General features: G+C 61.2%; 25 protein-coding genes. 8 read left to right on the top strand and 17 right to left on the bottom strand.

The window, feature by feature from the left end; translation table 11 throughout:
• Positions 1-374 precede the first annotated feature (374 nt).
• The 8 genes from ABEG21_RS07025 to ABEG21_RS06990 all read right to left on the bottom strand — a co-directional run bounded on the left by ABEG21_RS07025 (position 375) and on the right by ABEG21_RS06990 (position 8,163).
• Entirely contained in the window at positions 375-1,319 is a 945-nt protein-coding gene (locus tag ABEG21_RS07025; RefSeq protein ID WP_347556498.1) for a dihydrodipicolinate synthase family protein, read from the bottom strand.
• A 93-nt stretch (positions 1,320-1,412) separates the two neighbouring features.
• Positions 1,413-2,090, bottom strand: coding sequence for an amino acid ABC transporter permease (locus tag ABEG21_RS07020; protein WP_347556497.1), 678 nt, complete (start codon positions 2,088-2,090; stop codon positions 1,413-1,415).
• A 90-nt stretch (positions 2,091-2,180) separates the two neighbouring features.
• Positions 2,181-3,014 (bottom strand): ABC transporter substrate-binding protein, encoded by an 834-nt coding sequence (locus ABEG21_RS07015; RefSeq protein WP_347556496.1) that lies wholly within the window; start codon positions 3,012-3,014, stop codon positions 2,181-2,183.
• Between the two features lie 222 nt (positions 3,015-3,236).
• Positions 3,237-3,707: a MaoC/PaaZ C-terminal domain-containing protein gene (locus ABEG21_RS07010; protein WP_347556495.1), complete on the bottom strand. Its 471-nt coding sequence runs from the start codon at positions 3,705-3,707 to the stop codon at positions 3,237-3,239.
• A 57-nt stretch (positions 3,708-3,764) separates the two neighbouring features.
• Positions 3,765-5,360 carry a CoA-transferase gene (locus ABEG21_RS07005; RefSeq protein ID WP_347556494.1) on the bottom strand — a complete coding sequence of 532 codons (1,596 nt, stop codon included), beginning with the start codon at positions 5,358-5,360 and terminating at the stop codon, positions 3,765-3,767.
• A gap of 37 nt (positions 5,361-5,397) precedes the next feature.
• Positions 5,398-6,540, bottom strand: a complete 1,143-nt coding sequence (locus ABEG21_RS07000; RefSeq protein WP_347556493.1) for an acyl-CoA dehydrogenase family protein — start codon at positions 6,538-6,540, stop codon at positions 5,398-5,400.
• A gap of 103 nt (positions 6,541-6,643) precedes the next feature.
• The gene (locus ABEG21_RS06995) at positions 6,644-7,027 is read right to left on the bottom strand and encodes a tautomerase family protein (protein WP_347556492.1); all 384 of its coding nucleotides are present in this window, start codon (positions 7,025-7,027) and stop codon (positions 6,644-6,646) included.
• A 2-nt stretch (positions 7,028-7,029) separates the two neighbouring features.
• The gene (locus ABEG21_RS06990) at positions 7,030-8,163 is read right to left on the bottom strand and encodes a LacI family DNA-binding transcriptional regulator (RefSeq protein ID WP_347556491.1); all 1,134 of its coding nucleotides are present in this window, start codon (positions 8,161-8,163) and stop codon (positions 7,030-7,032) included.
• Between the two features lie 458 nt (positions 8,164-8,621).
• Here ABEG21_RS06990 and ABEG21_RS06985 point away from each other — a divergent pair, with 458 nt between their 5' ends.
• From ABEG21_RS06985 to ABEG21_RS06960, 6 genes are all read left to right on the top strand, one after another.
• Positions 8,622-8,981 (top strand): hypothetical protein, encoded by a 360-nt coding sequence (locus tag ABEG21_RS06985; RefSeq protein WP_347556490.1) that lies wholly within the window; start codon positions 8,622-8,624, stop codon positions 8,979-8,981.
• Between the two features lie 440 nt (positions 8,982-9,421).
• Positions 9,422-10,219 (top strand): transporter substrate-binding domain-containing protein, encoded by a 798-nt coding sequence (locus tag ABEG21_RS06980; RefSeq protein ID WP_347556489.1) that lies wholly within the window; start codon positions 9,422-9,424, stop codon positions 10,217-10,219.
• Between the two features lie 133 nt (positions 10,220-10,352).
• Positions 10,353-11,063: an amino acid ABC transporter permease gene (locus ABEG21_RS06975; RefSeq protein WP_347556488.1), complete on the top strand. Its 711-nt coding sequence runs from the start codon at positions 10,353-10,355 to the stop codon at positions 11,061-11,063.
• The gene (locus ABEG21_RS06970; RefSeq protein WP_347556487.1) at positions 11,060-11,713 is read left to right on the top strand and encodes an amino acid ABC transporter permease; all 654 of its coding nucleotides are present in this window, start codon (positions 11,060-11,062) and stop codon (positions 11,711-11,713) included. Before ABEG21_RS06975 ends, ABEG21_RS06970 begins: the two co-directional genes overlap by 4 nt.
• Positions 11,694-12,455, top strand: a complete 762-nt coding sequence (locus tag ABEG21_RS06965; RefSeq protein ID WP_347556486.1) for an amino acid ABC transporter ATP-binding protein — start codon at positions 11,694-11,696, stop codon at positions 12,453-12,455. Before ABEG21_RS06970 ends, ABEG21_RS06965 begins: the two co-directional genes overlap by 20 nt.
• Before the next feature lie 133 nt (positions 12,456-12,588).
• Positions 12,589-13,131 carry a M48 family metallopeptidase gene (locus ABEG21_RS06960; protein WP_347556665.1) on the top strand — a complete coding sequence of 181 codons (543 nt, stop codon included), beginning with the start codon at positions 12,589-12,591 and terminating at the stop codon, positions 13,129-13,131.
• A 5-nt stretch (positions 13,132-13,136) separates the two neighbouring features.
• Here ABEG21_RS06960 and ABEG21_RS06955 read toward each other — a convergent pair whose 3' ends face one another.
• Together ABEG21_RS06955 and ABEG21_RS06950 are read right to left on the bottom strand one after the other, a co-directional pair.
• On the bottom strand, positions 13,137-14,285 hold the full coding sequence (locus tag ABEG21_RS06955; RefSeq protein WP_347556485.1) for an alpha/beta hydrolase: 1,149 nt from the start codon (positions 14,283-14,285) through the stop codon (positions 13,137-13,139).
• 42 nt (positions 14,286-14,327) lie between these two features.
• The gene (locus ABEG21_RS06950; protein ID WP_347556484.1) at positions 14,328-15,389 is read right to left on the bottom strand and encodes a nitronate monooxygenase; all 1,062 of its coding nucleotides are present in this window, start codon (positions 15,387-15,389) and stop codon (positions 14,328-14,330) included.
• A gap of 92 nt (positions 15,390-15,481) precedes the next feature.
• Between ABEG21_RS06950 and ABEG21_RS06945 the strand changes: the two genes are divergently transcribed.
• Complete coding sequence (locus ABEG21_RS06945; RefSeq protein ID WP_347556483.1) at positions 15,482-16,348, top strand: LysR family transcriptional regulator; 867 nt, start codon at positions 15,482-15,484, stop codon at positions 16,346-16,348.
• Between the two features lie 61 nt (positions 16,349-16,409).
• Here the strand turns inward: ABEG21_RS06945 and ABEG21_RS06940 are convergent, their stop codons facing one another.
• The 4 genes from ABEG21_RS06940 to andAc form a co-directional block, all read right to left on the bottom strand.
• Positions 16,410-17,648: an FAD-dependent oxidoreductase gene (locus tag ABEG21_RS06940; protein ID WP_347556664.1), complete on the bottom strand. Its 1,239-nt coding sequence runs from the start codon at positions 17,646-17,648 to the stop codon at positions 16,410-16,412.
• A complete protein-coding gene (andAb, locus tag ABEG21_RS06935; protein ID WP_347556482.1) occupies positions 17,638-17,961 on the bottom strand; it encodes an anthranilate 1,2-dioxygenase ferredoxin subunit AndAb in 324 nt (107 codons plus the stop codon). The genes ABEG21_RS06940 and andAb overlap by 11 nt, the downstream gene beginning before the upstream one ends.
• Positions 17,962-17,969: 8 nt before the next feature.
• Complete coding sequence (gene andAd / locus ABEG21_RS06930; RefSeq protein ID WP_347556481.1) at positions 17,970-18,443, bottom strand: anthranilate 1,2-dioxygenase small subunit AndAd; 474 nt, start codon at positions 18,441-18,443, stop codon at positions 17,970-17,972.
• A gap of 63 nt (positions 18,444-18,506) precedes the next feature.
• Complete coding sequence (andAc, locus tag ABEG21_RS06925) at positions 18,507-19,784, bottom strand: anthranilate 1,2-dioxygenase large subunit AndAc (protein ID WP_347556663.1); 1,278 nt, start codon at positions 19,782-19,784, stop codon at positions 18,507-18,509.
• A gap of 211 nt (positions 19,785-19,995) precedes the next feature.
• Between andAc and andR the strand changes: the two genes are divergently transcribed.
• The gene (gene andR, locus ABEG21_RS06920; RefSeq protein WP_347556480.1) at positions 19,996-20,982 is read left to right on the top strand and encodes an anthranilate 1,2-dioxygenase regulatory protein AndR; all 987 of its coding nucleotides are present in this window, start codon (positions 19,996-19,998) and stop codon (positions 20,980-20,982) included.
• A 48-nt stretch (positions 20,983-21,030) separates the two neighbouring features.
• Here the strand turns inward: andR and ABEG21_RS06915 are convergent, their stop codons facing one another.
• The 3 genes from ABEG21_RS06915 to ABEG21_RS06905 all read right to left on the bottom strand — a co-directional run bounded on the left by ABEG21_RS06915 (position 21,031) and on the right by ABEG21_RS06905 (position 23,563).
• The gene (locus tag ABEG21_RS06915) at positions 21,031-21,468 is read right to left on the bottom strand and encodes a hypothetical protein (protein WP_347556479.1); all 438 of its coding nucleotides are present in this window, start codon (positions 21,466-21,468) and stop codon (positions 21,031-21,033) included.
• A gap of 36 nt (positions 21,469-21,504) precedes the next feature.
• Positions 21,505-22,743 carry a dienelactone hydrolase family protein gene (locus ABEG21_RS06910; RefSeq protein ID WP_347556478.1) on the bottom strand — a complete coding sequence of 413 codons (1,239 nt, stop codon included), beginning with the start codon at positions 22,741-22,743 and terminating at the stop codon, positions 21,505-21,507.
• 70 nt (positions 22,744-22,813) lie between these two features.
• Positions 22,814-23,563, bottom strand: coding sequence for an SDR family NAD(P)-dependent oxidoreductase (locus ABEG21_RS06905; RefSeq protein ID WP_347556477.1), 750 nt, complete (start codon positions 23,561-23,563; stop codon positions 22,814-22,816).
• Between the last annotated feature and the right edge of the window lie 21 nt (positions 23,564-23,584).

Genomic DNA, 23,584 nt, shown 5'->3' with positions numbered 1-23,584 from the left:
TAGGCCAGCGGCACGAAGCACTCCATTAACTCGCGGCGACTAACACCTCTTAAAGTTTTGCAGTCGAGAGGTTTTCTGCTACACAATACTGCTACACAAGCGACACCCTCTTGGGTCAGCTTGCCGGATGAGCGGTTACTTGAGCGAAGCGAAAAGCCTTGTGAAACAAGGCGTTAAGTCGCACGCCTGGAAAGCGTGTATAGGGTCAAACCTATCCGGGGTTCGAATCCCCGTCTCTCCGCCAGAACATATGAAGAAAGCCCCGCAAAGTCGATTATTTGCGGGGCTTTCTGCTTTGCGACTCGGATCGTTTGCCTGGCTGTGTTTCTCCAGCCCGCATGTTCACCTCGCGAACCCGCGAGGGAACCATCCCGCTAGGACAAGCGCTCCGGCAGCAGGCCGGCCGCCGTCAGCGCGTTGCGAATATGCGCGACGGACGCCGTGGAGACCGGCAGAATCGGCGGGCGGGACAGATCGCGGTCGATGACGCCCAGCAGCGCCAGCGCCGTCTTGATGCGTGCGTGGATCTGCACCCGAGGCTGCGCATAGATCGCCTGGACCAAGGGCCAGAGACGGTCGTTCATCTCGCGCATCGCGCGCAGATCCGCGCGCTGCGTCGCCTGCCAGAAATCGGCCAGCAAGTCCGGCACGAGACCGGCCAAACCCGACAGCAAGCCATCACTGCCTACCGCCAGCTGCGCCAGGAACCAATCGTAATTGGAAGGGAGAACCTGCAGATCAGGGCGTACCGCCTTCAGCGCACGCCAATTCTGCTCGTAGGCCAGCATGCTGTCGCTGCCCTCCTTCACGGCCACAACCCGCGCGATACCCGCCAGCCGCACCAGCGTCGCCGTGTCATAGCCGCCGCTCTGCAATGGATACTGAAACAACGCGAGCGGCATCTCCACGGCGGCATCGATGGCGCTGACGTAGGCAAAGGCCATATCGCCGCGCAACGCGCCGGCAGCGGCAAACGGTGCTGGCGGAAACAACGTCAGGACGTCCGCGCCGGCGTCACGCGCCTGCTTCGCCAGACGGATCGCCAACAACGTCGAGTCCGCGACGATCCCGGCGATCAAAGGCATATCCGGCCCCATCACCGCCCGAGCAGCGCGAACCACTGCCCCGCGTTCGTCGTCCGACAGGCTGGCCACCTCACCGGCATGACCATTGACAAACAGTGCCGTAACGCCGGGCCGCATGCAGAACCGCAGCAGGGCCGCGAAGCCCGACCAATCGATCTCGCCGTCGGCCAGAAAAGGCAAGGCGACAGCCGCCGTTACCGATAGGTCGAATGATGGCGCTACGTGCGAAGGCATGCCCCTCTCCTTTTATTGCCTGTGCGTCAAACCGATCATGCTACTCGGCGATGACCCGCGTCGCGCCACGCACGGGCGCGCACCTTGTCGTCGTTATTTTCGAGGAGCATAGCCCGCGCTATAGCGCCGCTCCAGCCATTGCTGGAAGAAACCCCACGCGGTCGTCATCAGCAGGTAATAGATGGCGGCCGCGCAAAACACTTCCAAGACCTCGAACTTCGCCTGCATCAACATCTGGCTGCGGCGCATCAGTTCTTCCATCGAGATAACCGAGGTCAACGACGTCGACTTCAGCAAGCCATTCACCGAGTTTCCCAGAGACGGGATCATCAAGCGGAATGCCTGCGGAAACGTGATTTTCCAGAGCTTGACCCAGGCGGGCAAACCCAGTGCATCGGCTGCTTCGCGCTGCCCTTGCGGCACGCTCAGGAAACCGGCGCGGATAATCTCCGCCAGATAGGCGGCTTCATTCAGGATCAACGCGAAAAGCGATGATTCCAAGACATTCATGCGGATGCCGAACTGCGGCAATCCGGTAAAGACGATGACCAGCTGCACCAGCAGCGGCGTGCCGCGCATGACCCAGATGTAAAACGCCGCCGGGCCACTCAACACCGGCTTCGACGACATTCGCAGCAGGGCGACGCCCATCCCCACGATCATCCCGCCAATCGCCGTCGCGATCGTCAGCGCGAGCGTAATCAGCGCGCCTTGTATCAGAAACCCATTGACCAGGTAGCCGAGAAAATCCGGCACATTGAACAGACTCATCTCAGCTCCCGTATGACCTCGGCCTACCTATCCCGTTTCATGATCGACGGCCGCTACCTTCAAGCGACCGTCGATTCGACACGCTAGCGATCAGTTCGGACCCGGGCCGCGAATCGAGAACGTCGCTTCCTTCAACGGCGTCATGCGGAACTTTTGGAACAGCTTGTCGTACGTGCCATCGGCCTTCAGCTTCGTGATCGCATCCGCTGCCGCTTGCGCGACCGCCTTGTCACGGAACGCAAAGGTGATATCGGTACCTTGCTGGCCCGAGACCCAGATCTTGACCAGCTTGCGGTCTTCCAGGGAACGCGCGGTTTCATCGATATTCAGGCCCGCTTCGATCTGTCCGGCCAACAGCGCCTGCGACGTGTCGGTCACCGTCTCGAAGGTCAGGAACTGGATCGGCTTCAAACCGCGCTTGACCATGTCGTCGCTGATACCGCGAGCTTTGCGCTCCTGATACGTGCCGATTTCCACGCCCACCTTCTGGCCGGCCAAGTCATCGAAACCATGGATGACCATCTTGCTCTTCGGCAGCGTATAGATGCTGATAGCCTGCTGTGCGTACGGCACCATGTAGAACATCTTCGAGCGATCTTCGGTCCAGAACAGACCGGTGTCGATCGCGTCGAAGCGGCCGGTCTTCAATGCCGGAATCATCGGCGGCATATCCATCCGCAAGTAAACCGGCTTCAAACACAGTTGCTTCGCGATCGCATTACCGAGTTCGACGTTCAGGCCTTCGAGTTCGCCTTTCTCGTTCACATACTGTTGCGGCGGCAGCGTCGGGTTGATCGACATCTGCAATTCCCCAGCCGTCACCAGATGATCCGCCGTGAATTTCGGCGTACAGCTTTGCGCATGTGCGGCGAGCGGCAGAGCCAGTCCCAGCAGCACGGAACCCAACAACTTGCTGACTTTCATGTTTGCTTCCCTTCTACGTGTGGTGAGAATTGACAACGCCGGCCCGGACATGGCGCCAGGCCCTGGCGCGGATTCATTGCGTGCAAAGCGTCTGATCGACGTGATTACCGGCACAAACTGCAGCACTGCCTGAACCAGCCTGGATACTGCCTGATACAAAAAACGACGGCGTACTACGATGACGAATATCCCTTGTACGTAACGCTTTACGTAAAAACGAGATCAATTGCCGCGGCAGGACAGCAAGGATGTATGCGTCGCCGAGATGACGACCTCACCACGCTGATTGATCAATTCCAAAGACTCGTTGACCACGCCCCGACCGGGCTTCGACGTAGGACGCTTATCGACGAAGGTAAAGCGAACGTGAACGGTATCGCCCGCAATCACAGGCTTGACGAACTTCACGTCCTGCCAGCCAAGCGAGGCGATCGAGCTGTTGTCATACAGCGCCAGCTCCGTCTTCAGCCCTTCCATCAACGCCAAGCCGTACAGACCGTGCGCAATGACGCCGCTGAAACCTTTGCGTTGTGCAAACGCCGCGTCCGTATGCAGCGGATGATGGTCGCGCGTCAGGTTGCAGAACGCCGCGATATCGGTTGTCGTGATCTCGTGCGTCGCGGTCGACACCGTCTGCCCTACCGGCACATCCTCGTAGTACAGATCACTGGCGAGAATCTCGTCTTTGCTCATCGCGTTATCTCATCTCAAATATCAAAACTGGCTCGCATATGCATCGCGCGATGCTTCTCAGCCGGCGTGCGTCGGCACCGGAATCTGGCGACGCGGCAAGGCACGGAACGCCTCGCCGATACCCATCGCGCCCGTCTGAAACAGACGCGCATCCATCTGCTTCAGCGTCGCGCTGACACGCATCGGGAAGCCGATGTGCGCCAGCACGTCCTCTTCCACTCGCACACCCGGTGCGATTTCGGTGAGGACCAGTCCGTCGGCCTCCAGCTCGAACACCGCGCGCTCGGTGATAAAGGTCACGCGCTGTCCGCGACGCCGCGCCAAGGCACCCGAAAAACTGATTTGATCGACGGTCGGCACGAATTTCTTGAAGCGGCCGTCCCGACGGATATCCAGCTTGCCGTCGGCCGCGACGATGTCGAGGCTGCCGCCGGTCAGCGTGCCGCTGAACACCAGACGCTGCGAATTCTGCGTGATATTGATAAAGCCACCGGCACCGTCATACCGTTCACCAAAGCGCGTGACGTTCACGTTGCCGTTCGGATCGACTTGCGCAAAGGAGAGGAAGGCACAGGTCAGACCGCCGCCGTCGTAAAAATCGAACTGATAGCCTTGATCGAGAATGGCGCGCGGATTAACGGCCGTGCCGAACTCCCGACCATGTCCAGGCACGCCGCCGATCACACCCGCCTCGACGGTCAGCGTGATCAATTCGTCGATGCCTTCCTCGGCCGCGACGTTCGGAATCATTGCCGACACGCCGACGCCAAGATTCACCACATCGCGCGGATGCAGTTCGAAGGCGGCGCGACGCGCGATGACGCGCTTGATCGTCAACGGATCGGGCACGATCTGCGAGGCCGGCAGACGCGTCTCGCCGGAGCGCGCCGGATCGTACACCGTCGTGTACGTCTGCATCTGATCCGGCTCGACGACGAAATAGTCGATCAGGAAGCCGGGGATTTTTACCATGTGCGGATTCAGGCTGCCGCGCTTGACTAGTCGCTTCACCTGGCAGATGACGATGCCGCCGGCGTTGTGCACGGCCTGCGCGATCGAGAGATCCTCGCGCGAAGTGGCTTCATGCTCCATGCTGACATAGCCGTCTTCATCGGCGGACGTGCCGCGGATCAACGCCACCGTCGGCACGCCGGGCGCGTGATAGAACAGGTAGTCGCGCCCCTTCAACTGGATGCGCTCCACCATCGGTTCCGTGGTGCGCTTGTTCATTCGACCGCCTTCCTGCAGCGGATCCATATACGTTTCCAGCCCGACGTGCGAGACGATGCCCGGATGCTTGCCCGCCATCGCCCGGCACAGTTGCGTCATCACGCCCTGCGGCAGGTTGTACGCCTCGATGGTTTCGTCGAGGATCAACTTCATGAAGGGCAATTGCAAACCGAAGTTGCCACCGATGACACGCCCCACCATGCCGGGATGCGCCAGACGGCAGATGCCCTTCTCGGTCAAAGCACCCACGCCGGTGATATGAAACAACGTCAGGTTTCGCGGATTCGCATCGGTCAGAAAACGCGACTCGAGCGCGGTCAATACCGCCTCCGGCACGCCGGAGCCGCCGTTGCCGCCCAGCATGAGGAAATCGTCGTCCTTGATCAGTGCCGCCGCGTCGGCTGCCGTGATGCATCGAATCATGATCGCTGTCCCTTCGTATTCGTGTGTCGCCCGCCGATTACGCGAGTTCCTTGTCCACCTGGCGCGAGATGATCATGCGCTGGATCTGGTTCGTGCCTTCATAGATCTGCGCCAGACGCACATCGCGGAAAATGCGCTCGATCCGGTATTCGCAGGAATAGCCGTTGCCGCCGTGAATCTGCAGGGCATTCGATACGTTGCGCATCGCCATATCGGTCGTAAACAGCTTCGCCTGCGCGGCTTCCTTCGCGATCGAGAGGCCGGCGTCGTGCAGGCGCGACGCGTGATGGATCAACAGCCGCGAGGCATCGATCTCGGTCGACATATCGGCGATCATGAATTGCACGGCCTGGAAGGTCAGGATCGGCGAGCCAAACTGCTTACGCTGACGCGCATAGGCCAGCGCATCTTCCATCGCGCCCTGCGCGAGGCCGAGTGCCATCGAGGACATCAGCAGACGGCTGAAATTAAAATTGCCCATGGCCATCTTGAAAGCCTGGTTCTCCGGGCCCACCATCGCGTCCGCCGACAGCTTGACGTTATCGAACACCAGTTGGCAGTCTTCCAGACCGTGCATGCCGAGCAGTTCCTCGTTCTTGCCGCGCGACACGCCTGGCAAGGTCATATCGACGAGGAAGCAACTGATCGACTTGTGGCCAGGCGCGTCACCGGAACGCGCGAAGACCATCGTGTAGTCGCACACGCCACCCAAGGTGACCCAGGCCTTCACGCCATTGAGTACCCAACCGTCATCGGTGCGACGCGCGGTTGTGGTGATGCTCGCGACATCCGAGCCGTGGTCCGGCTCCGATACTGCCGTCGCGAATACCGCGCTGCCGTCCAGGATTTTCGGGATCAGCGCCTTCTGCGTGGCATTGCCATGGTGATGCAGGAACAGCGCCGCTTCGACCGGAATCGCGAAGGTATTGCCGATCGCGCCGGAGCAGCGCGCCAGTTCTTCCATCGCGATGCAGACCGAGATGGTATCCAGTCCGGAGCCGCCGGCCTCTTCCACCAACGACATGCCATACAGGCCCAGATCCGCCATACCTTTGTACAGCTCGCGATCGAAATAATCCTCGCGATCGATCTTTTTCGCGCGCGGCAGCACTTCCTGCTCGGCAAAGCGGCGAACGGTGTCACGGATGGCAGTCTGGTCTTCGGTATAGAGTTGCGTCATGGCGGTCTGTCGTTACAGGATTTTGTACAAGGCGCGCATCTCAGCGATGCGCGTCGGACAAGGGGCGAAACGGAAGCGGCATCCGCACGCTCCGTCGCTGCGCTCAGGCATGCGCGTGGTCGCTTGCCAGCATGCCGTCGTGCGCGACTTCATCGAGGTTGCGATCGAAGAAATACACGGCGGTATCGGTGACCATCGGGGCGCAGGCATCATGAAACGCCGTGGTGATCGCCGCCGCCGCGCGGCGCCGTGCATCGACATCGCGCCGATAGGCATGCACCTTGATCAGAATGCGCACCGGACGACCATCGTCATAACCGGGCAGACCGGCATGCGCATAGTCATGACCTTCGACGGGCAGGAAGAACACGGTGACCGTGGCGGGCTTGACATCGAACGCCGTGACCACGGCATCGGTGACGCCATGTGCGATACGTTGCTTCGTCTCGGCCGGCAGCACCGGCGAAATAATTTCAAGATAGGGCATGATCACTCAGATCCAGCGGAAATATTGGGTTGAAACGCCAGAGGCACGGCGCCGATTTCGCCGGCGTTAGCGCTGTCGCTCGCGAGGGCCGGCACCGAGCCGGAGACGCTGCTGCTGTCGACAGCGGGCGACGCCGGCGCACGGCACGAGCCGCGCAGCATCAACCTCTGCCCCACGCGGTATTCGCGGGCGCCGTTCGTCGACCCGTCGAGGCGTTGCAGCATTCTGTCGGCGGCCAGATTCGCCAGCGCTTCAGGACCGCTATCGACGACGCTCAGCGCAGGACGTTGCCATTCGAACCAAGGCGAGTCTTCGGCGCACAGCAGGGATATATCATCGGGAACCCGGAGGCCTCGCTCCGAGACCACGCGCATGACGCCGAGTGCCGACTCGTGATTGGCAACGAAAATGGCAGTCGGCGGCTTGGGGAGGTCCAGCAAGGCGTTGGCCGCGTTCGTACCGGTTTGCGGCAGATACGGGCCATCGACGATCAACGACGGGTCGAACGGCACGAACGCCTCGTCGAGCGCACGTAGATAACCGGCGCGGCGTTCGTCACCGGACGTCGTGCCGCGCCGCCCTACGACGATGCCGATACGGCGATGCCCTTGTTGCAGAAGATAACGCGTGGCATCGTAGGCACCGTCGACGTCGGCGCTCAACACGGATTCCAGCATCGCCGATGGATCACGGCGCACCACACACAGCACCGGCACGCCGCTTTGCTCGAGTTGCACGAACATCCCGCTGTTCTGCCCCGTCGGTACGACCACGACGCCGCTGACGTTATAGTCCATCAGCGTGGATACGGCATCGCGCTCCTGCTGCGCGTCGTCACCGGTGATGCAGAGCATCACTTGATAGCCTTTTTCCCGCATCCGTCCCTGCACCACTGCGGCGATCCGCCGAAACGATGCATTTTCAAGATTGTGGATCACCACCCCGATCAAGTGCGTATGCCGTGTTTTCAGGCCCTGCGCAAACTTATTGGGACGATAACCCAACCGTTCCGCCGCTTCGCGAATACGTGCCTGCGTGGCGGGTCCGGCCAGACCCTTGCCGGCCAAGACGCGCGACGCCGTGGCCACGGAGACGTGGGCGGCTTCGGCAACATCGCGCAACGTGACGGCTTTCACATCCGCCTCCCGGGCTGGAAAAAACAACATGCGTAAAAAGACGGAAATCGACGTAATCGATTACGTTTCAGTGCATGGTAGAAAGCGAAAAATCGGGCGTCAATAAATGATCAATCAATAAAGCAAAGTCAGGTATTCGCGATCGTTATAGTGTGTTTTTGAGATGACATGGCCGCACAGCGGCGGGCACGCCGCATGCGCTCATTGGCATCGACCGAGTGCTACCACGGCTGCGTAACCGTTTTCGGATCGATCAGGGTTTACACGATGAAAGCTGGATGCCGCTTCTCCTCGGCCCAGTGTGGATGACGGCGAGGCGAAATACAGTCAAACGCTTGCATTCCGTTACTGAAATGGAAAGTGGAACTGTGTGAGAATTGAACTATTGCCCGTGGCGACGCACACAGGCAAAGCATGGCCTGTACCCCGTTCACCAACCCGGCAAAAATACGAGACCGATGAGCATGGATAGCGATACGCAGCAAGCGATCGACGAATTGAGACGCCAGGTCGAAGAGTTGACGAAGGCCCTGTTGCAGATTCAGAAAACCCTGGTCAGCAGCTTCACGTCGCACAATACCTCGATCAATGCGCATACCCAGGCGATCGACACCCATACGGCACAGTTGTCGGCCTTGACGCCCATTGCCCAGGCAACCGTGGCGCGGCTACAGCACGACCCTGAATTCGCCATGATCCTGAAGCGCATATTGGAGGAGATCTCGGCCAATCAGAATGCCTCGACGATCCCCGATAGCGCCTTGGAGCGTAGCGAGCAATTTCTGCGACGCATCGTCCCAGGCCATCTAATGCCTTAATCCGGCGCGGCACGTCTAGCCGCGCCATGGCGGATCCGCGATCGGGCATGCTGCCTGCCCCGCCGGACCGACTCTTCCCCTCAAAAAGCCGTGCGGCTCAGCGCGGCTTTTTGCCATTTCGAGACATTGTTTTCGCGCTGCAGGGCGGCCTCGTCTCGTGGTACAAACCACACCATGCACGACAAATCGCCGTTTCCGCCGATTGCCACGTAATTTGGCATCTGCAAGAATGCGAGCGTCTGCACGTGCCAGGCAACGAAATGTGTGCGACGCTGGCGAACTGTGCAGCGACTACCGGATGTGGGGCGATCACGATGTCGCGCATCCCGGGTCTTGTCAGTCCGACAGCGCCGCGTGCGCGGTGGGCGCCGCAGCGCAAGGTGCGCAGGCGTCCGTTCCCCGACCGTCCGACGCGGTCACCCAGCAAGAGTTCCAAGACCATGAAATACCGCACGATCCTGTCCTCGCTGTGCATCAGCGTCTCGCTCATCGGCGCCACGGCAGCACATGCCGATGCCCTGTCAGACATCAAGCAACGCGGCACGCTGCGCGTGGCGGTGCCGCAGGATTTCGCACCGTTCGGCTCCGTCGGCGGCGACATGAGCCTCCATGGCCTGGACATCGACGCGGCAGGGTTGATCGCCAAGGCGATGCACCTCAAGCTCGAGCTGGTGCCGGTCTCCAGCGCCAATCGTATCGCCTATCTGCAGACGCATAAGGCCGACCTGGTGATCTCGACGCTGGGCAAGAGTGCCGAGCGCGAAAAGGTCATCGACTTCTCGCAAGCGTATTCGCCGTTCGCCAACAGCGTCTTCGGCTGGAAAGAAATCAAAGTCACCGGTCCGGAAGATCTGGCAGGCAAGACGGTCGGCGTGGCCCGCAGTACCTTCGAGGATCTGCAGTTGACCCAGACCGTGCCGTCGACGGCAACGATCAAGCGCTATGACGACAATAACGGCATGATCGCCGCCTATATGTCCGGCCAAGTCCAAGTGGTGGGTACCGGTGATTTCGTGGCGAACGCGATTGCCGCGAAGAACCCGCCGCACCCGCCGGTACTGAAGTACGTGATCCATGAGTCCGCTTGCTACGTCGGCTTGAACAAGGGCGAACCGGCGCTGCTCGCGGCCGTCAACGATGCGCTGACGTCGGCGAAGAAGGACGGTTCGTTGAACAAGGTCGTGGAACAATGGCTGCACACGCCGCTGCCGCAATCGATGGCCACGACGTTCCAGTAAATCCGCCGCGACGTTGTCCCGGCACGGTCCGTGACGACGCCGCTGCGCCATGTTGTTCCGCCATCATCGTCCGGGATGCGGCGCGCCGTCATGGCGTGCCGCATCCCGGACCTCACGCTTTCGCATTTTCGAGATGGCATATCAATTCGATTTCGGCTCGGTCTTCGACTACACCCCGGTGTTGCTCACCGGCATCAAGGTCACGATCGAGCTGACCGTCGCCGGCGGCATTCTCGGCATGCTAGTGGCCATCTTCTGCGCCTGGGTGCGTACCGACGGGCCCACGTGGTTGCGTCCGGTCATCAGCCTCTACGTCGAGGTGATCCGTAACACGCCCTTCCTGATCCAGTTGTTCTTCATCTTCTTCGGTCTGCCGGCACGCGGCATCCGGATCAATGAGATGGAGGCGGCGATCCTGGCCATGGTCATCAATCTGGGTGCCTACAACAGCGAGATCATCCGCGCCGGCATTGCCGCCATCCCGCGCGGTCAGCGCGAAGCGGCAGCCAGCCTGGCGATGTCGCGCGGTCAGGCATTCCGCTACATCATCCTGCGCCCCGCGCTGCAGAAGATGTGGCCGGCCCTGTCGAGTCAGCTGGTCATCGTAATGCTGGGCTCCGCCGTCTGCTCGACGATCGCCGTGACGGAACTGTCGTTTGCCGCGAACTTCATCCAGGGACGGAACTTCCGCTCCTTCGAAGCGTATGCGGTCACCACGGTGATCTATCTGGTTTTGGCGATTGTCCTGCGCCAGATCCTGCGCTTCATCGGCAACCGTTTCGTCATCAATCGACGCACGCCACAGCCTGCAACGGTTGTCGCCGCCCCGGGAGCGCGCGCATGAGCTTTACGTTGTGGGATATCATTCGCGCATTGCTGATGGCGCTGCGTTGGACTGCGCTGCTATCGGTGGTCGCGTTCGTCATGGGTGGTTTGGTCGGCCTGGTGTTGCTATGGCTGCGCATTTCGCGTTCACGGACGGCGAACTGGTTCGCAAGAGGCTATATCGAGCTGTTTCAGGGCACACCGCTGCTGATGCAGCTGTTCATGATCTTCTTCGGCCTGGCGTTGTTCGGTCTCGACGTGCCGGCGTGGCTCGCGGCCGGTATCGGTCTGACCCTGTGGTCCAGCGCCTTTTTGTCGGAGATTTGGCGCGGAACAGTCGAATCGATCGCCAAAGGCCAGTGGGAGGCGTCCGCCAGCCTGGCCATGACGCGCCTGCAGCAGATGCGTCATGTGATCCTGCCGCAGGCGATGCGGATCGCCATCGCCCCTACTGTCGGTTTCTGCGTGCAGATCGTCAAGGGGACCGCGGTGACCTCGATCATCGGATTCGTCGAAGTCACGAAAGCCGGGACGATGATCACGAACGCGACGTTCCAACCTTTTGAAACCTACGGCCTCGTCGCCATCATGTATTTTGCGCTGTGCTGGCCGTTATCGCTTTACAGCCGTTTCCTGGAGAAGAAGTTCCATGCCCCTCATCACCATTGACGACGTCAAGAAGCGCTTCGGCGACAACGAGGTGCTCAAAGGCATCACGATGACCGTCGAAAAAGGCGAGGTCATCGCGATCATCGGCAAGAGCGGTTCGGGAAAAAGCACGCTGCTGCGCTGTATCAACGGACTGGAAACCATCGACGAAGGCAATATCAACGTTGCCGGCGCCTATGTCGGGCAGGGCGAGGCGGAACTGCGACGGCTGCGTCTGAAGATCGGTATGATCTTCCAGCAATTCAATCTGTTCCCGCACCTCAGCGTTGGCCGCAACGTGATGATCTCGCCGATGGTCGTCAAGAAGACCAGCGAGGCCGAGGCACGCAAGACGGCGGTCGCGCAATTGGAGCGTGTCGGTCTGGGCGCGAAGTTCGATGCCTATCCCGACCAGTTGTCCGGCGGTCAGCAGCAGCGCGTGGCGATTGCACGCGCGCTATGCATGGCACCGCAAGCGCTGCTCTGCGACGAAATCACGTCGGCGCTCGATCCGGAACTGGTCCAGGAAGTGCTGGCCGTCGTCCGGCAACTGGCCAACGAAGGCATGACGCTGCTGATGGTCACGCATGAAATGCGTTTCGCCCGCGAGGTCTGTGACCGCGTCGTGTTCATGCACCAAGGCAAAGTGCACGAAATCGGCCCGCCGGAGGAACTGTTCACCAATCCCAAAACGCCAGAGTTGCGGCAGTTTATCGGGATGACGACCGGCGCCGTCGACACGGCCGTCGCGCAGTCGGCCTAGGTTGTCCGGTTTGCGCCTTTCGCTTCGCTACCGGGCCGTGACGGACCCCGCGATCGGCCGCGCGGCACCCGTCCGCGCGACCGCCATGGCCAGCCCGACGCCGCCCCCGAATGGGGCGGCGCTCGACGCTGCGCTGCAGCGCCTGCCCTATCTCAATCATTACCCGCCCGCGTTGCAGCAGCAGGTTCGCACGCTATTGGCCGAGGGCCGCGTCATCCGTTATCTACAGAAGCGCTATCCCGATTATGCATTGCCCGCGGACGCAGAGATAGAAGTTGGTGGACCGCGCCACGCGGTGCAATCCGACAAAGCGCTGTACACCTTCTGCGCCGATGTAAAGCAACAATATCTGCGTTCGGCGCCCGCGATCGACAAGGTGCTCTACGACAACAAGCTTGACGTGGTGCGGCATGCGCTCGGGCTGCATACGGCGATTTCCCGCGTTCAGGGCGGCAAGCTGAAGGCCAAAAAGGAAATCCGCATCGCCGCGCTTTTCCGGAACACACCGCTGGCCTTCCTGCGCATGATCGTCGTCCACGAATTGGCGCATCTCAAGGAGCCCGAGCACGACAAAGCCTTCTATCGGCTTTGCGAATTCATGGAACCCGGCTACCACCAGATCGAACTCGATCTACGCATTCATCTCACGGCAAAACAGCTGCGCGTGCGAACGTGATGGCATCAGGTTAACGGTGCGACCGTCTCGCCCGACACGACATTTCCAAGAAAGAAATCGCGCAGCAATGCGACAAATTCGTCGGGCTTCTCCACGTTCACAACATGCCCCGCGTCAACCTTGACGTAGCTGCCGTGTTGCAACAGCGATGCCGCACGGCTGGCCTGCTCTCGCGTCATTGCACCATCGAGCGTGCCGTCGGCCAGGATCCTGTAGTTCGCGTGAAGAAGCAATGTGCGGCACTGAATCTGGCCGAGCGCATGGCCATGGTCGAATCCGCGATTCCAACTCCCGTCATAAAAGGCCGCCCCGAAGCGCGGATCATATTGATCGAGACCGCGCACGAGGAAACGCACGGTATCGTTGCGGATAAGCCCGATTTCCACCGGCTGGCCTGGGCGCGCCGCGCGATACAACTTGACGGCTGCGCGTAGCAAAGACGGCGTTCCCGGACCCACTCGTCTGCGGAAGAATGGCGCGTTGCTGCGTATCCAATACAGCAGGAAGTCGCTTGGATGATCTTGCGTCGCCTGATAACTCGTGACGAAAGCGCGATTGGCAATCGTGCGCTTGATCTCGGGATACTCGGATGCGTACAACGGCGGGTCCTCCAGCAACGCCGCCTGAACGAGCGCTGGACGGTAGGCCGCCAACCATGTGGCAAGCAGACCGCCCGACGAGTTGCCGCTGACGAAGACAGGACGTCCAATGTGTGTCTCGATAAAGTCCGCAATGTCCGCGCCGATACGATCCGCCGTCATCGGATAGTCGGCCGGCGTCACCGTATGGCCATGTCCCGGATAATCGATGACGTACACATGAAACGACTTCGCTAGCGCGGGCAAAACGCGACTGTAACTGAACCAATCAAGAAACTGCGCATGAAGGAGCACGAGCGGCGGCCCATTCGCGGGACCTTCGACGTAGTGCAACGTGATGCCGTTCACGCAGGCGCTTTTTTCGATATAACCGGCGTCCGAGACTTTCCGATGCCACGGATCGACATAGCGGACCATCTTGAACAAGAGCGCCCCGACCGATGCGACGCCCATGACGGCAAGGGTCCCGAGAACCGACGCGAGCAGCGGCGCTGGCTGATGCGAAAGGGGGTGGCGCACGCTGGACATCGCGCTGTCGCGCCTCGCTATTTTCATGTGATTTTCGCTTGTACTATGCGGACGCTCGGCCGCGCGGGGTCATGCCTCGCCCCACTCCCGGATCAACGTCGCGATCAATTCGGCAGCCGGCATTTCCCGGATCAGCGCCGCGGCCTGCCCGGCCCAATGCGCGGCATAGCTGCTGTCGCCCTGAGCGGCCGCGACTTGATGCAGCGCCTTACCCGCATCATAGGCTATCGGGTAGTCCGGCAATGGTGGCGATCCGTACACACCCAGTGTGTGCAGGCGATTGACGATACCGCGCGCCGGCCGTCCTGAAATAGCCGAGGTGATCGCCGTGTGCCCTGCTTTCTCACTCTTGAGTTCCTCCCGGTATGCCATCGGCGTCGCGGACTCGGGACATAGCAGGAACGCCGTGCCCATCTGCACCCCGGCCGCACCCAATCGCATGGCCGCGGCAATGCCGCTCCCATCCATGATGCCGCCCGCGGCGATCACCGGCAAGCTGCTCGCGCGCGTCACCAGACGCACCAATGCCAAGGTGCCGATCTGGTCGTCATGCGTCGGATCGAACGCGCCACGATGTCCACCGGCTTCGATGCCTTGCGCGACGATTGCATCGAGGCCCGCGCGTTCGATGCGCGTGGCCTCGTCCACATTGGTCGCGCAACCGATCGTCACGATGCCGGCGTCTCTCAGCGCGCCGATCCAATGCGCATCGGGCAGCCCGAAATGAAAGCTGACGACCGAAGGCCGCGTTTCGAGCAACGTTGCCAACAAAGCGTCATTACCGACCGCGGTGGCATAGATGTTTCGTAATGCCGCAGGCGGCTCCGCCCCGAAACGCTTAAACTCGCTCGCCAGATGCGCCAGCCACGCCGCCTCCCTGTCGGTATCGGCCCGCGCCGCGACGTGGCAGAAGAAGTTGACGTTGAACGGTTTGTCGGTCAGCGCCCGCGTCTTCGCGATCTGCTCGCGCGCCTGTTGGTCGCCGCTTGCGCCCAGGCCGAGGGAACCCAAGCCGCCCGCATTGGATACCGCCGCGGCCAGGCCCGGAGTCGAGACGCCCGCCATCGGCGCCTGAATAATGGGATAGCGCACGCCCAGTAAGGCGGTCAGCGCGTCTGGCGTCGTCTGCATCGCATGCTCCTGTCTCGTTGGCATATATTCTTTAAATCAGAATATAATAAGATACGAATTTCTTCCAGGAGAATGTTTTGGATCTGGATGTCTTGACCATTTTTCGCGTCGTCGCTGCCGAGCTGAGCATTACGCGCGCGGCCGCGCGGCTGGGGCGCGTCCCGTCGAATGTGACCACCCGGATCCAGCAGCTCGAAGCGGAACTGGGCGCGCCGCTCTTTATTCGGACGGGAAAACGCCTCAGTCTGTCGCCCGCCGGCCAGTTGTATATCGCTTATGCCGATCGCATGCTGGCGCTTGCCGATGAGGCCGCGCGCGTCGTGTCCGGCGCGCAACGCGGCGACACGCTCAGAATCGGCAGCATGGAAGCCACCGCGGCCAGTCGCCTGCCGCCGATTCTGCGGCATTTCGGAACGGCAAATCCGGAGACGCGCGTCGAGGTCGTTACGGCGCCCTCCCGACAATTACTGCAGAAGATTCAGGCAGAGCAATTGGACTGCGCCTTCCTTGCGCTCCCCTCGTCGGACGAGGAAGGCGCGACAGCGCTCGCGGCGATGGGGTTGACGGCACTGCCGACCTGGAATGAGGAACTGCTGTTGCTGACGCCGCCGCGCGACTGTGCCGCGCGCACGCCGGAGCAGATCGGGACGCGCGCCTTGTCGGCATTCGGCGTCGGATGCGCCTACCGCGCCATCGCCGAACACACCTTGTCGATACCGACATCCAGCGAGTGGCGCGTGCAGGAAACCAACTCGTATCATGCAATGCTGGCGAACGTCGCGGCAGGCGCCGCCGTGGCCTTGGTGCCGCGCAGCGTCACGGCGCTAGGCGCGCTTGCAACCGGACTGGGCGCCATCAGCGTCGGCATGCGCAAAACCTGGCTCGTGCGGCGTGATGGTGACGCCGCGCCGGCGTCGATCCGCTTCCACGATGCGGTGCTGGCGAACACGCAGGCGTGATCCGATCCCCGAATCCGGCTCCCGCAACGCGCCAGGCCCCCGCCCAATCCTCGCCCGCGACTTACATCAAGCTACGCAATGCAATGGCGCTATCCTGCAATGCCGCGGAAGACAGCGTCTTACCGGACACCATCAGTCGACGGCACACCGCCATGTCGCGGCCAGCGTTTACGGTAACGGCTGCGCGCAAACGCTGTGCGTCATCGAGCGCGAACAAGGCGTATGCGCCGCCTTCCGCATCGCCTCGCAGCACCAGATGCGCCGCCGACGGCGTCTGATCCTCAGGCTCGAACACGCCGAGCGTCTGCACATTGCAGTCGTATTGGTCCGACCACAACCACGGTATCTCGGCATACGCTTCGTCGCCGCCGAGCATATTCGCCGCGGCCACCAGCGGCTGATTCTCCGCGACCTGCCAGGACTCGATCCGCAAACGGCGCTGCAGCAAAGGGTTGAAATGCGACGTCACTTCCCCCGCCGCAAAGATGCAGGGATCGTCGGTGCGACATTGCGCATTGACGACGATACCGTTCTCCACCGTCAATCCCGCCGCCTCGGCGAGCGCGACGTTCGGCAGAACACCGATGCCCACGACGACCACATCGGCCGTCACGTTTCCCCTATCCGTCACAACCTCGATGGCCGATGCGCCATGGCGACGCAAGGCGTCGATCCGGGTGGCAAGCCGGATATCCACGCCGTGCGACCGATGCAAGGCGCCCAGGGACGCACCGACCACCGCCGGCATGGAGCGCTGCAGCAAACGCGGCGCCGATTCGAACAGGCTGACCTGACAGCCTAGCGTTCGCGCGGACGCGGCAACCTCCAGGCCCACGAATCCGCCGCCCAAAATGGCCACACGCGTGTCGGGCCGCAAGGCCGCGCGCAGCGCCTGCGCATCGGCGACGGTGCGAACGTAATGGACCCGCACGTCGGGATCCACCGCTCCAGGAAACGGCCTGACACGCGAACCGGTGGCAAGCAGCAAGGCATCGTAGGGCACCGTCTTGCCGGCATCCGTCAGTACCCGACGCTGCGCGCGATCGATGGCGGTCACGCGCGTACCCAGCAGCAGCGTGATGCGCTGCGCGTCGTACCAGGCCGCATCGCGGATGAATGCACGATCGGTGCCGTCCGCCTTCGTCAGCGCCTCTTTCGACAAGACGGGCCGATCATAGGGCAGCGCATTTTCGTCACCGATCAGCGTGATGCCCGCTTCCGCATCGCCTGCACGTAACGATTCGGCGGCGCGCCGTGCCGCATGCCCGGCACCGACGATGACGTAGTGCTTACGCGACATGGACTTCAACCCGCGCATCGACGATCCGTATCGGGAACACGCGTACCGGTTCGGTGATCGGCGCGCACCGCGGTGCGCCAGTACGAATGTCGATCAAGCCTTGATGCAAGGGACATTCGACACAGCCGTCCTCTACGAAACCGTCCGACAGACGGGCATGTCCATGCGAGCACAGATCGTTCAGCGCGAAGACTTCATCGCCGAGGCGAAAGACGGCAATCTGCCGATCGCCGGCGAACACCGCCGCGGGCTCGCCTTCGGTGAAATCATCGAGGGTCCCGATGGTCTGCCAGTTGTGTTGTGTCGTTTCCATACGCCCCCTCAGATCGGCGTCGCCAGCAGCGTTTGCACGCGCGACGTGTCATAGATGACGCGCTTGCGCCGATAGCGAAGACCGGCATCCGTCTTGACGACCGTGTCGTAATACTTCCCTGCCTGATACACGTTCGACTCGCCGTTGGCACGCGTCTGGATCACGACGTAGTTGCTTTCCGTTTCGATCTCCCCGTCACGCTCGGACAAGATGATCATGCCCGATGTCATGTGGCGATAGGTATGCTCCTCGAAGATATTCGCGTTGCGCAGCGAGACCACGCGGTCGCGCAGCATCTTCTGGTTCGTGCAATAGATGATGCCTACCGGCAAGCCCATATCGGCATTTTCCTTCGGCACGATCTCATACAGACAATCCTCGGTAAACATGCCCGGCCAGGCTTCCAACCGGTCGTTGTCGAGGTTGCTGATATATTCGTCTTGCAGCATTTGCAGCGTGAGCCACAACGTCGTTCGGTCCATCGTCTTCCCTCTTGTGCATTGGCGGTCACGTCGACCGTGCCGTCGTTCCGCTGGCGTTGTGCCTCAATACCCCATCAATTTCTGATAGCCGACCCAAAATTTCCGAATCAGACTTTCGGTGATCACCGTGTCTTGCTGATCCGGATTACCCCGCGACATTTCGATCACCGACGTGGCGTCTGCATCGCGAATCGTGCCGCGTTGCACCAGCTCGGTTGCCTCCGTGTCTTCCATCGAGATATAACCGGCGGGGCCGACGAGATTCGCCTGTTTCAAGCGTAATTCCCGCATTTCCGGTGTGTCGTCCACATAGCCGAAGAAATGGAAGATCAGCTCGAAACTGTTCGGCCCCTTCGGCAACAGCTGGCGCGCCACCAGCGTGTTGTGAATCTGCTGGATGACCAGCTGCGGAAAGATCGGCTGAATATGATTGGTCGTGTCTTCCTCGTATTCCGAGATAAGACCGAGGATCGAATCGTCCTCCAGCGTGAAGCCTTCGTCCATCGAGCGAATGTTCTGCTGCTTGTAGGCTGCGGAAGTATCTTCCCCGGTCTTCGTCACGGTGATGATGCTGTGCAGGCCATGCGTGGCATCCGGAATCGAACGCGCCTTCATGCCGACGCGGAAGATGTTGAACGTCGTATGGAACAGGTGCAGCATGCTCGCGTGGTACGGGTCCTTCACGTTCTCGAAATACAGTTTCCAGTTCGATTTCGAGAACTGTCGCGTGCAGCCGAGATATTCGATCGGCTTATGGAAGATCCGATCGATCCAGGGACGCATTTCCGCACCGAGATAGTCCGGCAACGGTCCGACCGTCTCGCTGAACGTGGCGAAAATCAAGCCGCGATAGCTTTCGACTCGCAGTTGTCGCAGGCTATGTTGCTTCGGATCGAAGTCCGCCGGCATACCGGTCATGCCCTTCTGGCCACGACGGAACGGCACGCCCAGCAGATTGCCGCTGTTGTCGAAACTCCACTGATGGTAGACGCAGGTATGCGAGGTCGCATTGCCGCGCGACTTGCGGCACACCGATGCGCCCCGGTGCGCGCACCGGTTCACCCATGCCGCAAGGCCGCCGTCCTCCAGGCGCGTCACAACCACCGGCGTGTCGCCGACGAACGTGCTCTTGTAGTCGCCCGCCTTCGGCACTTCCGCTTCCAGCCCGAGAAAGTTCCAAGTCGGACCACGGAAGATCCGCTCTTGCTCCCGGTCGTAGACCGCCTGCGAGCTGAAAACCTTGTACGGCACGCGCGAGCCGTCGTCGTGCGGGAACGTCACCGCATCGGCGGCGCCGGGCAGACCGCCCGCTTCCGGAGCCGTCTTGCGGCTCACGGGCATTGCGACTGTGTCCATCGTGTTTCTCCGGTCATGGGGCAAAATTCGCGCTTTTCCAGCGCGTGTCAGCGGATTTTTGGACAGTCAAAATGACGGGTCTATCCGGAAAAGACGTTGCGCCGCGCGCACTATCCAAATTCGGCAGCTTTCGCCCAAACGCCCGTTTCCGGGATAGACTGAGCGTGAATTCCCCTCGTCCCCGGGGCAGCCAACCATGTCGCCATCCGTTTTTCATCCTGATGCGCTGCGCAAATATCGCCTGTTCGAATCGTCGGACCTTGACGAAACGCGGGAGTCGATATCGCGCGTGATGCAGCCGCACGCCCTACGCCCGACCGGGCGCGCCGAGGGCACGTCGCACATGGATTTCGTCAAGGTCGGGCGGCTCGGACTGGGCACCATCGCATTCGGCTCCGACATGCACGTGGATGTCGAATCGGTCGACGGCTATTACCTGCTGATGTTCTGCCTCTCAGGAAGGGCCTTGGCGCGTACCCGCGGCACGACCTTGCAGGTGGACCGATACAACGGCATCTTGTGCCGACCCGGGCATTCCTTCGATGCGATGCTGTCCGACCACTGCGAGCAATTCGTGCTTCGGATCGACGCGCATGCCTTTGTTTCGGTGCTCGGCGAGGAACCGAGTCGGATTGCCGCGCATTTGCCGGTGGGCGGCCCGCTGTTGCGCGGCTGGATGGAGCAGCTCCGTACCTTGACCGGATCGACCGATCTTCTCGAAAGCGCACGCGCTCATCCGCGGATTGCCGCGCATATGGAGCATCTGCTTATTGAGTTGCTATCGCAAAGCGGCACGTTGACACCATCGGCGGATGCCGTCGACCTCGTACGCGGCAGCAGTGCACGCCCGGCCGGCATTGCGCCGGCGTTTGTCGTGCGCGCGGAAGAGTTCGTGCGCGCCCACAGCGCGGACGCCTTGCAACTGCAGGATATCGCTGCCGCCGCGGGCGTGCCCGCGAGAACGTTACGCGACGGGTTTCAGCAATTCCGCAACATGACACCGATGCAATTCGTCCGTGATACGCGGATGGCACATGCCCGCCAGACGCTGCTGCGTTCGGACGGCCATGTGCGCATTTCAGATGTCGCGCTCGAATGCGGTTTCTTCCATCTGGGGCGCTTCTCTCTCGCCTACGCCAAAGCGTTCGGCGAGTCGCCGTCGGACACACTGCGGCGCCGATAAGCACGATCACACCGCTGACGCGGGCTGCACTCCCCGCGCGGCACGTCCTTAGGTCGGATGATCGCGTTCAAGCAGCCCTTTGATCAGGAACATCTCTGCCTCGTGAATGCAGCAAAACTGCGTCCAATCGGCATCGGACTGCGTGGCAAGACGCCAACTCATCAAGGTCACGACCGACACATTTTCGCTCAGCTTCAATTGCGGCCCAGGGATCACGCGCGAAATATTGCGCAACTGCATCGTCTCGGGCGAACCGCCCACGTCGTACTCGACTTGCAGGCGCGCGCGATCGACATGCAATCGCACATAGGTCTTTTTTCCTGAAAAAACCGAGGTGCCGACGAAAACGCCCGGCGCCGCTTCGCTGCGATCAAAACTGCCCCACGTCCACTGCCCTTGCTTCAAGCCGTCCGACATGATCTCGAATGCCACGTCGGCGGACTTTTCTATCAAAATACTGCTGGTATGGCAGTACGGATCTTGCATAGCGGCTCCCTCGAAACAGTCGAATGCAAAATCAGCTCAGACAGGCTTGCCTTCGCTCGATGCCCAGTTCGGCATCATCGTATTGGACGGCATCGATTCATTCAGCAGCTTTTTTGCCGCTTGTGCCCCGGCAATCGGCAAGCCTTCCGGATTCAACACGCCGATCTGTACCAGCACCGATGCCTGATCCCAATAGATATGCTCGTTATAGAGCTTGTCGCCGCGGAAACAGACGACTGCCAGCATGGGGACCTCGAAGTACTTCCCGGTAGGCGCCAATCCCGGCAATAACCAATCGATTTCACGGTCATGCGTCGCGCAGAAGACGAACTCGTCGACGATACGATCCGCGCCAATCGTTCGCGACAACGGAATCAAGCGCGTGTCGGCCGGGTTCGCATCGACGAAATGGTATTTATAGAAACGCTTCAGTTGGTCATGGCCAACGCCGCCCGTCATCGTCGGAATATGGTTGACGTAGGGCTCGGCGACCATCGTCGGCATGACCGCATCGACGTCGCGGGTGGCGAACTCGTAGTAGCAGTGCTTTTCCCATAACGCGTTGAAGTCGAAGATCGGTCCGAGCGTCTTGCGCAGCAAGGCCAGCGTGTACGAATAGGCCATCGCCGCAGCGGGTTTATCGAAGGACGGTCGATCGGGCGTGGCAAAGGCGTGATCGCAATCGGGATAGACGTGGTGCGCGATATTCGGCTTACCGGCGAACGTCGTCAGGATGGATTCACGCACCTCGGGCGGGCACAGAGCGTCTTTGCCGGCGAAGTGGAAGAGCATCGGGCAGTGAATCGCATCGACTTCCTCGCGATACGCCTCGAGGCCCACGCCGTAATAGCTCACTGCACAATCGATATCGGTGCGCGCCGCCGTCAGCATCGCCAAACGGCCGCCCAGGCAATATCCCACGGCGCCCACCTTGCCGGCCTGGCCCGGATGCGCGCGCAATGCGGCGATCGTCGCGGCGATATCGGCGACCGCCAGCGACACATCGAGGCGTTCGTTATAATCCAGCGCTTGTGCAAAGTCCTTTTCGTCGTATCCGAGTAAGACGCCGGGTTTCATGCGCCAGAAAAGGTCCGGCACCAAGACGACATACCCTTCCTCGGCATAACGATCCGCCATCGCTTTCATATAGCCGTTGATGCCGAAGATTTCCTGCAACAGCACGAGCCCCGGGCCCGAGCCCTGTGCCGGCGTCGCGAGGTAGGCGGAGAATTGCCGGCCGTCGGCCGAATCGATTTGAATGGTCTGGCCGCTCACTGCGCGCTCCTTACAATATTGAGAAACACCGCGTCCCGATGATGCGAACGCTCGGGGTAATGACAGTCGCTCACGCCATGCTCGCCAACTGCCGCTGTATCGCGATACGGTCCGACGCCAGTTGCGTTGCGATATGCCGCGCCATGTCGCCGATATAGACTTCGTCGGCATCGCCCTGCAATGCCGAGAAAACGGCCTCGACGACGTCGCCGACCGCTAATTTCGGTGGCGGAAAATCACGGCTCATATCGGTATCGATCGCACCGGGCATCACCGCGAGAACGCGCACGCCATGGGGCGCCAGCTCGGCACGCACGCCTTCCGTCATCCGCAAGGCCGCTGCTTTCGACGCGCATAAGGTCGTCATCATCGGCAAGGTGACGCGGGCCAGGATCGACAGCATATTGACGATGGCGGGACGATCCGCTTCCTCAGCGTTTGCCGCGCCGCGTCTCAAAATCGGCGCGAAGCAACGCGTCAACTGTAGCGTCCCAAAATAATTCACGTCCATCTCCGCGCGCGCGGCGGCAAGGTCGTCGTCGATCAATGCCGATTGCAGACGATTCACACCGGCATTATTGATCAGCAAGCGGGTATCGGAAGCGAGCGCCACGGCCGCTCTTTGCTGCGCAAGTTGCGTGATGTCCAGCGGCATCGCGACGATCCGGGCGTCGTCCGCCCACCGTTCCGGCAGCGTCGACACGTCCCGCGCCGCCGCATAGACTTTGCGCGCACCGCCCGCCAATAAGGCATCGACGAAGGCCATGCCCAGCCCCCGATTCGCACCGGTGACGAACGCCACATTCCCTTCAATCTGCATGTCGATCCTTTTTTTCTGTCG

This window comes from Robbsia sp. KACC 23696 (genome assembly GCF_039852015.1).
Classification (GTDB): Bacteria; Pseudomonadota; Gammaproteobacteria; order Burkholderiales; family Burkholderiaceae; genus Robbsia.
Note: the sequence above shows the minus strand (reverse complement) of the source record. Positions and strands in the feature narration are given on the sequence as shown.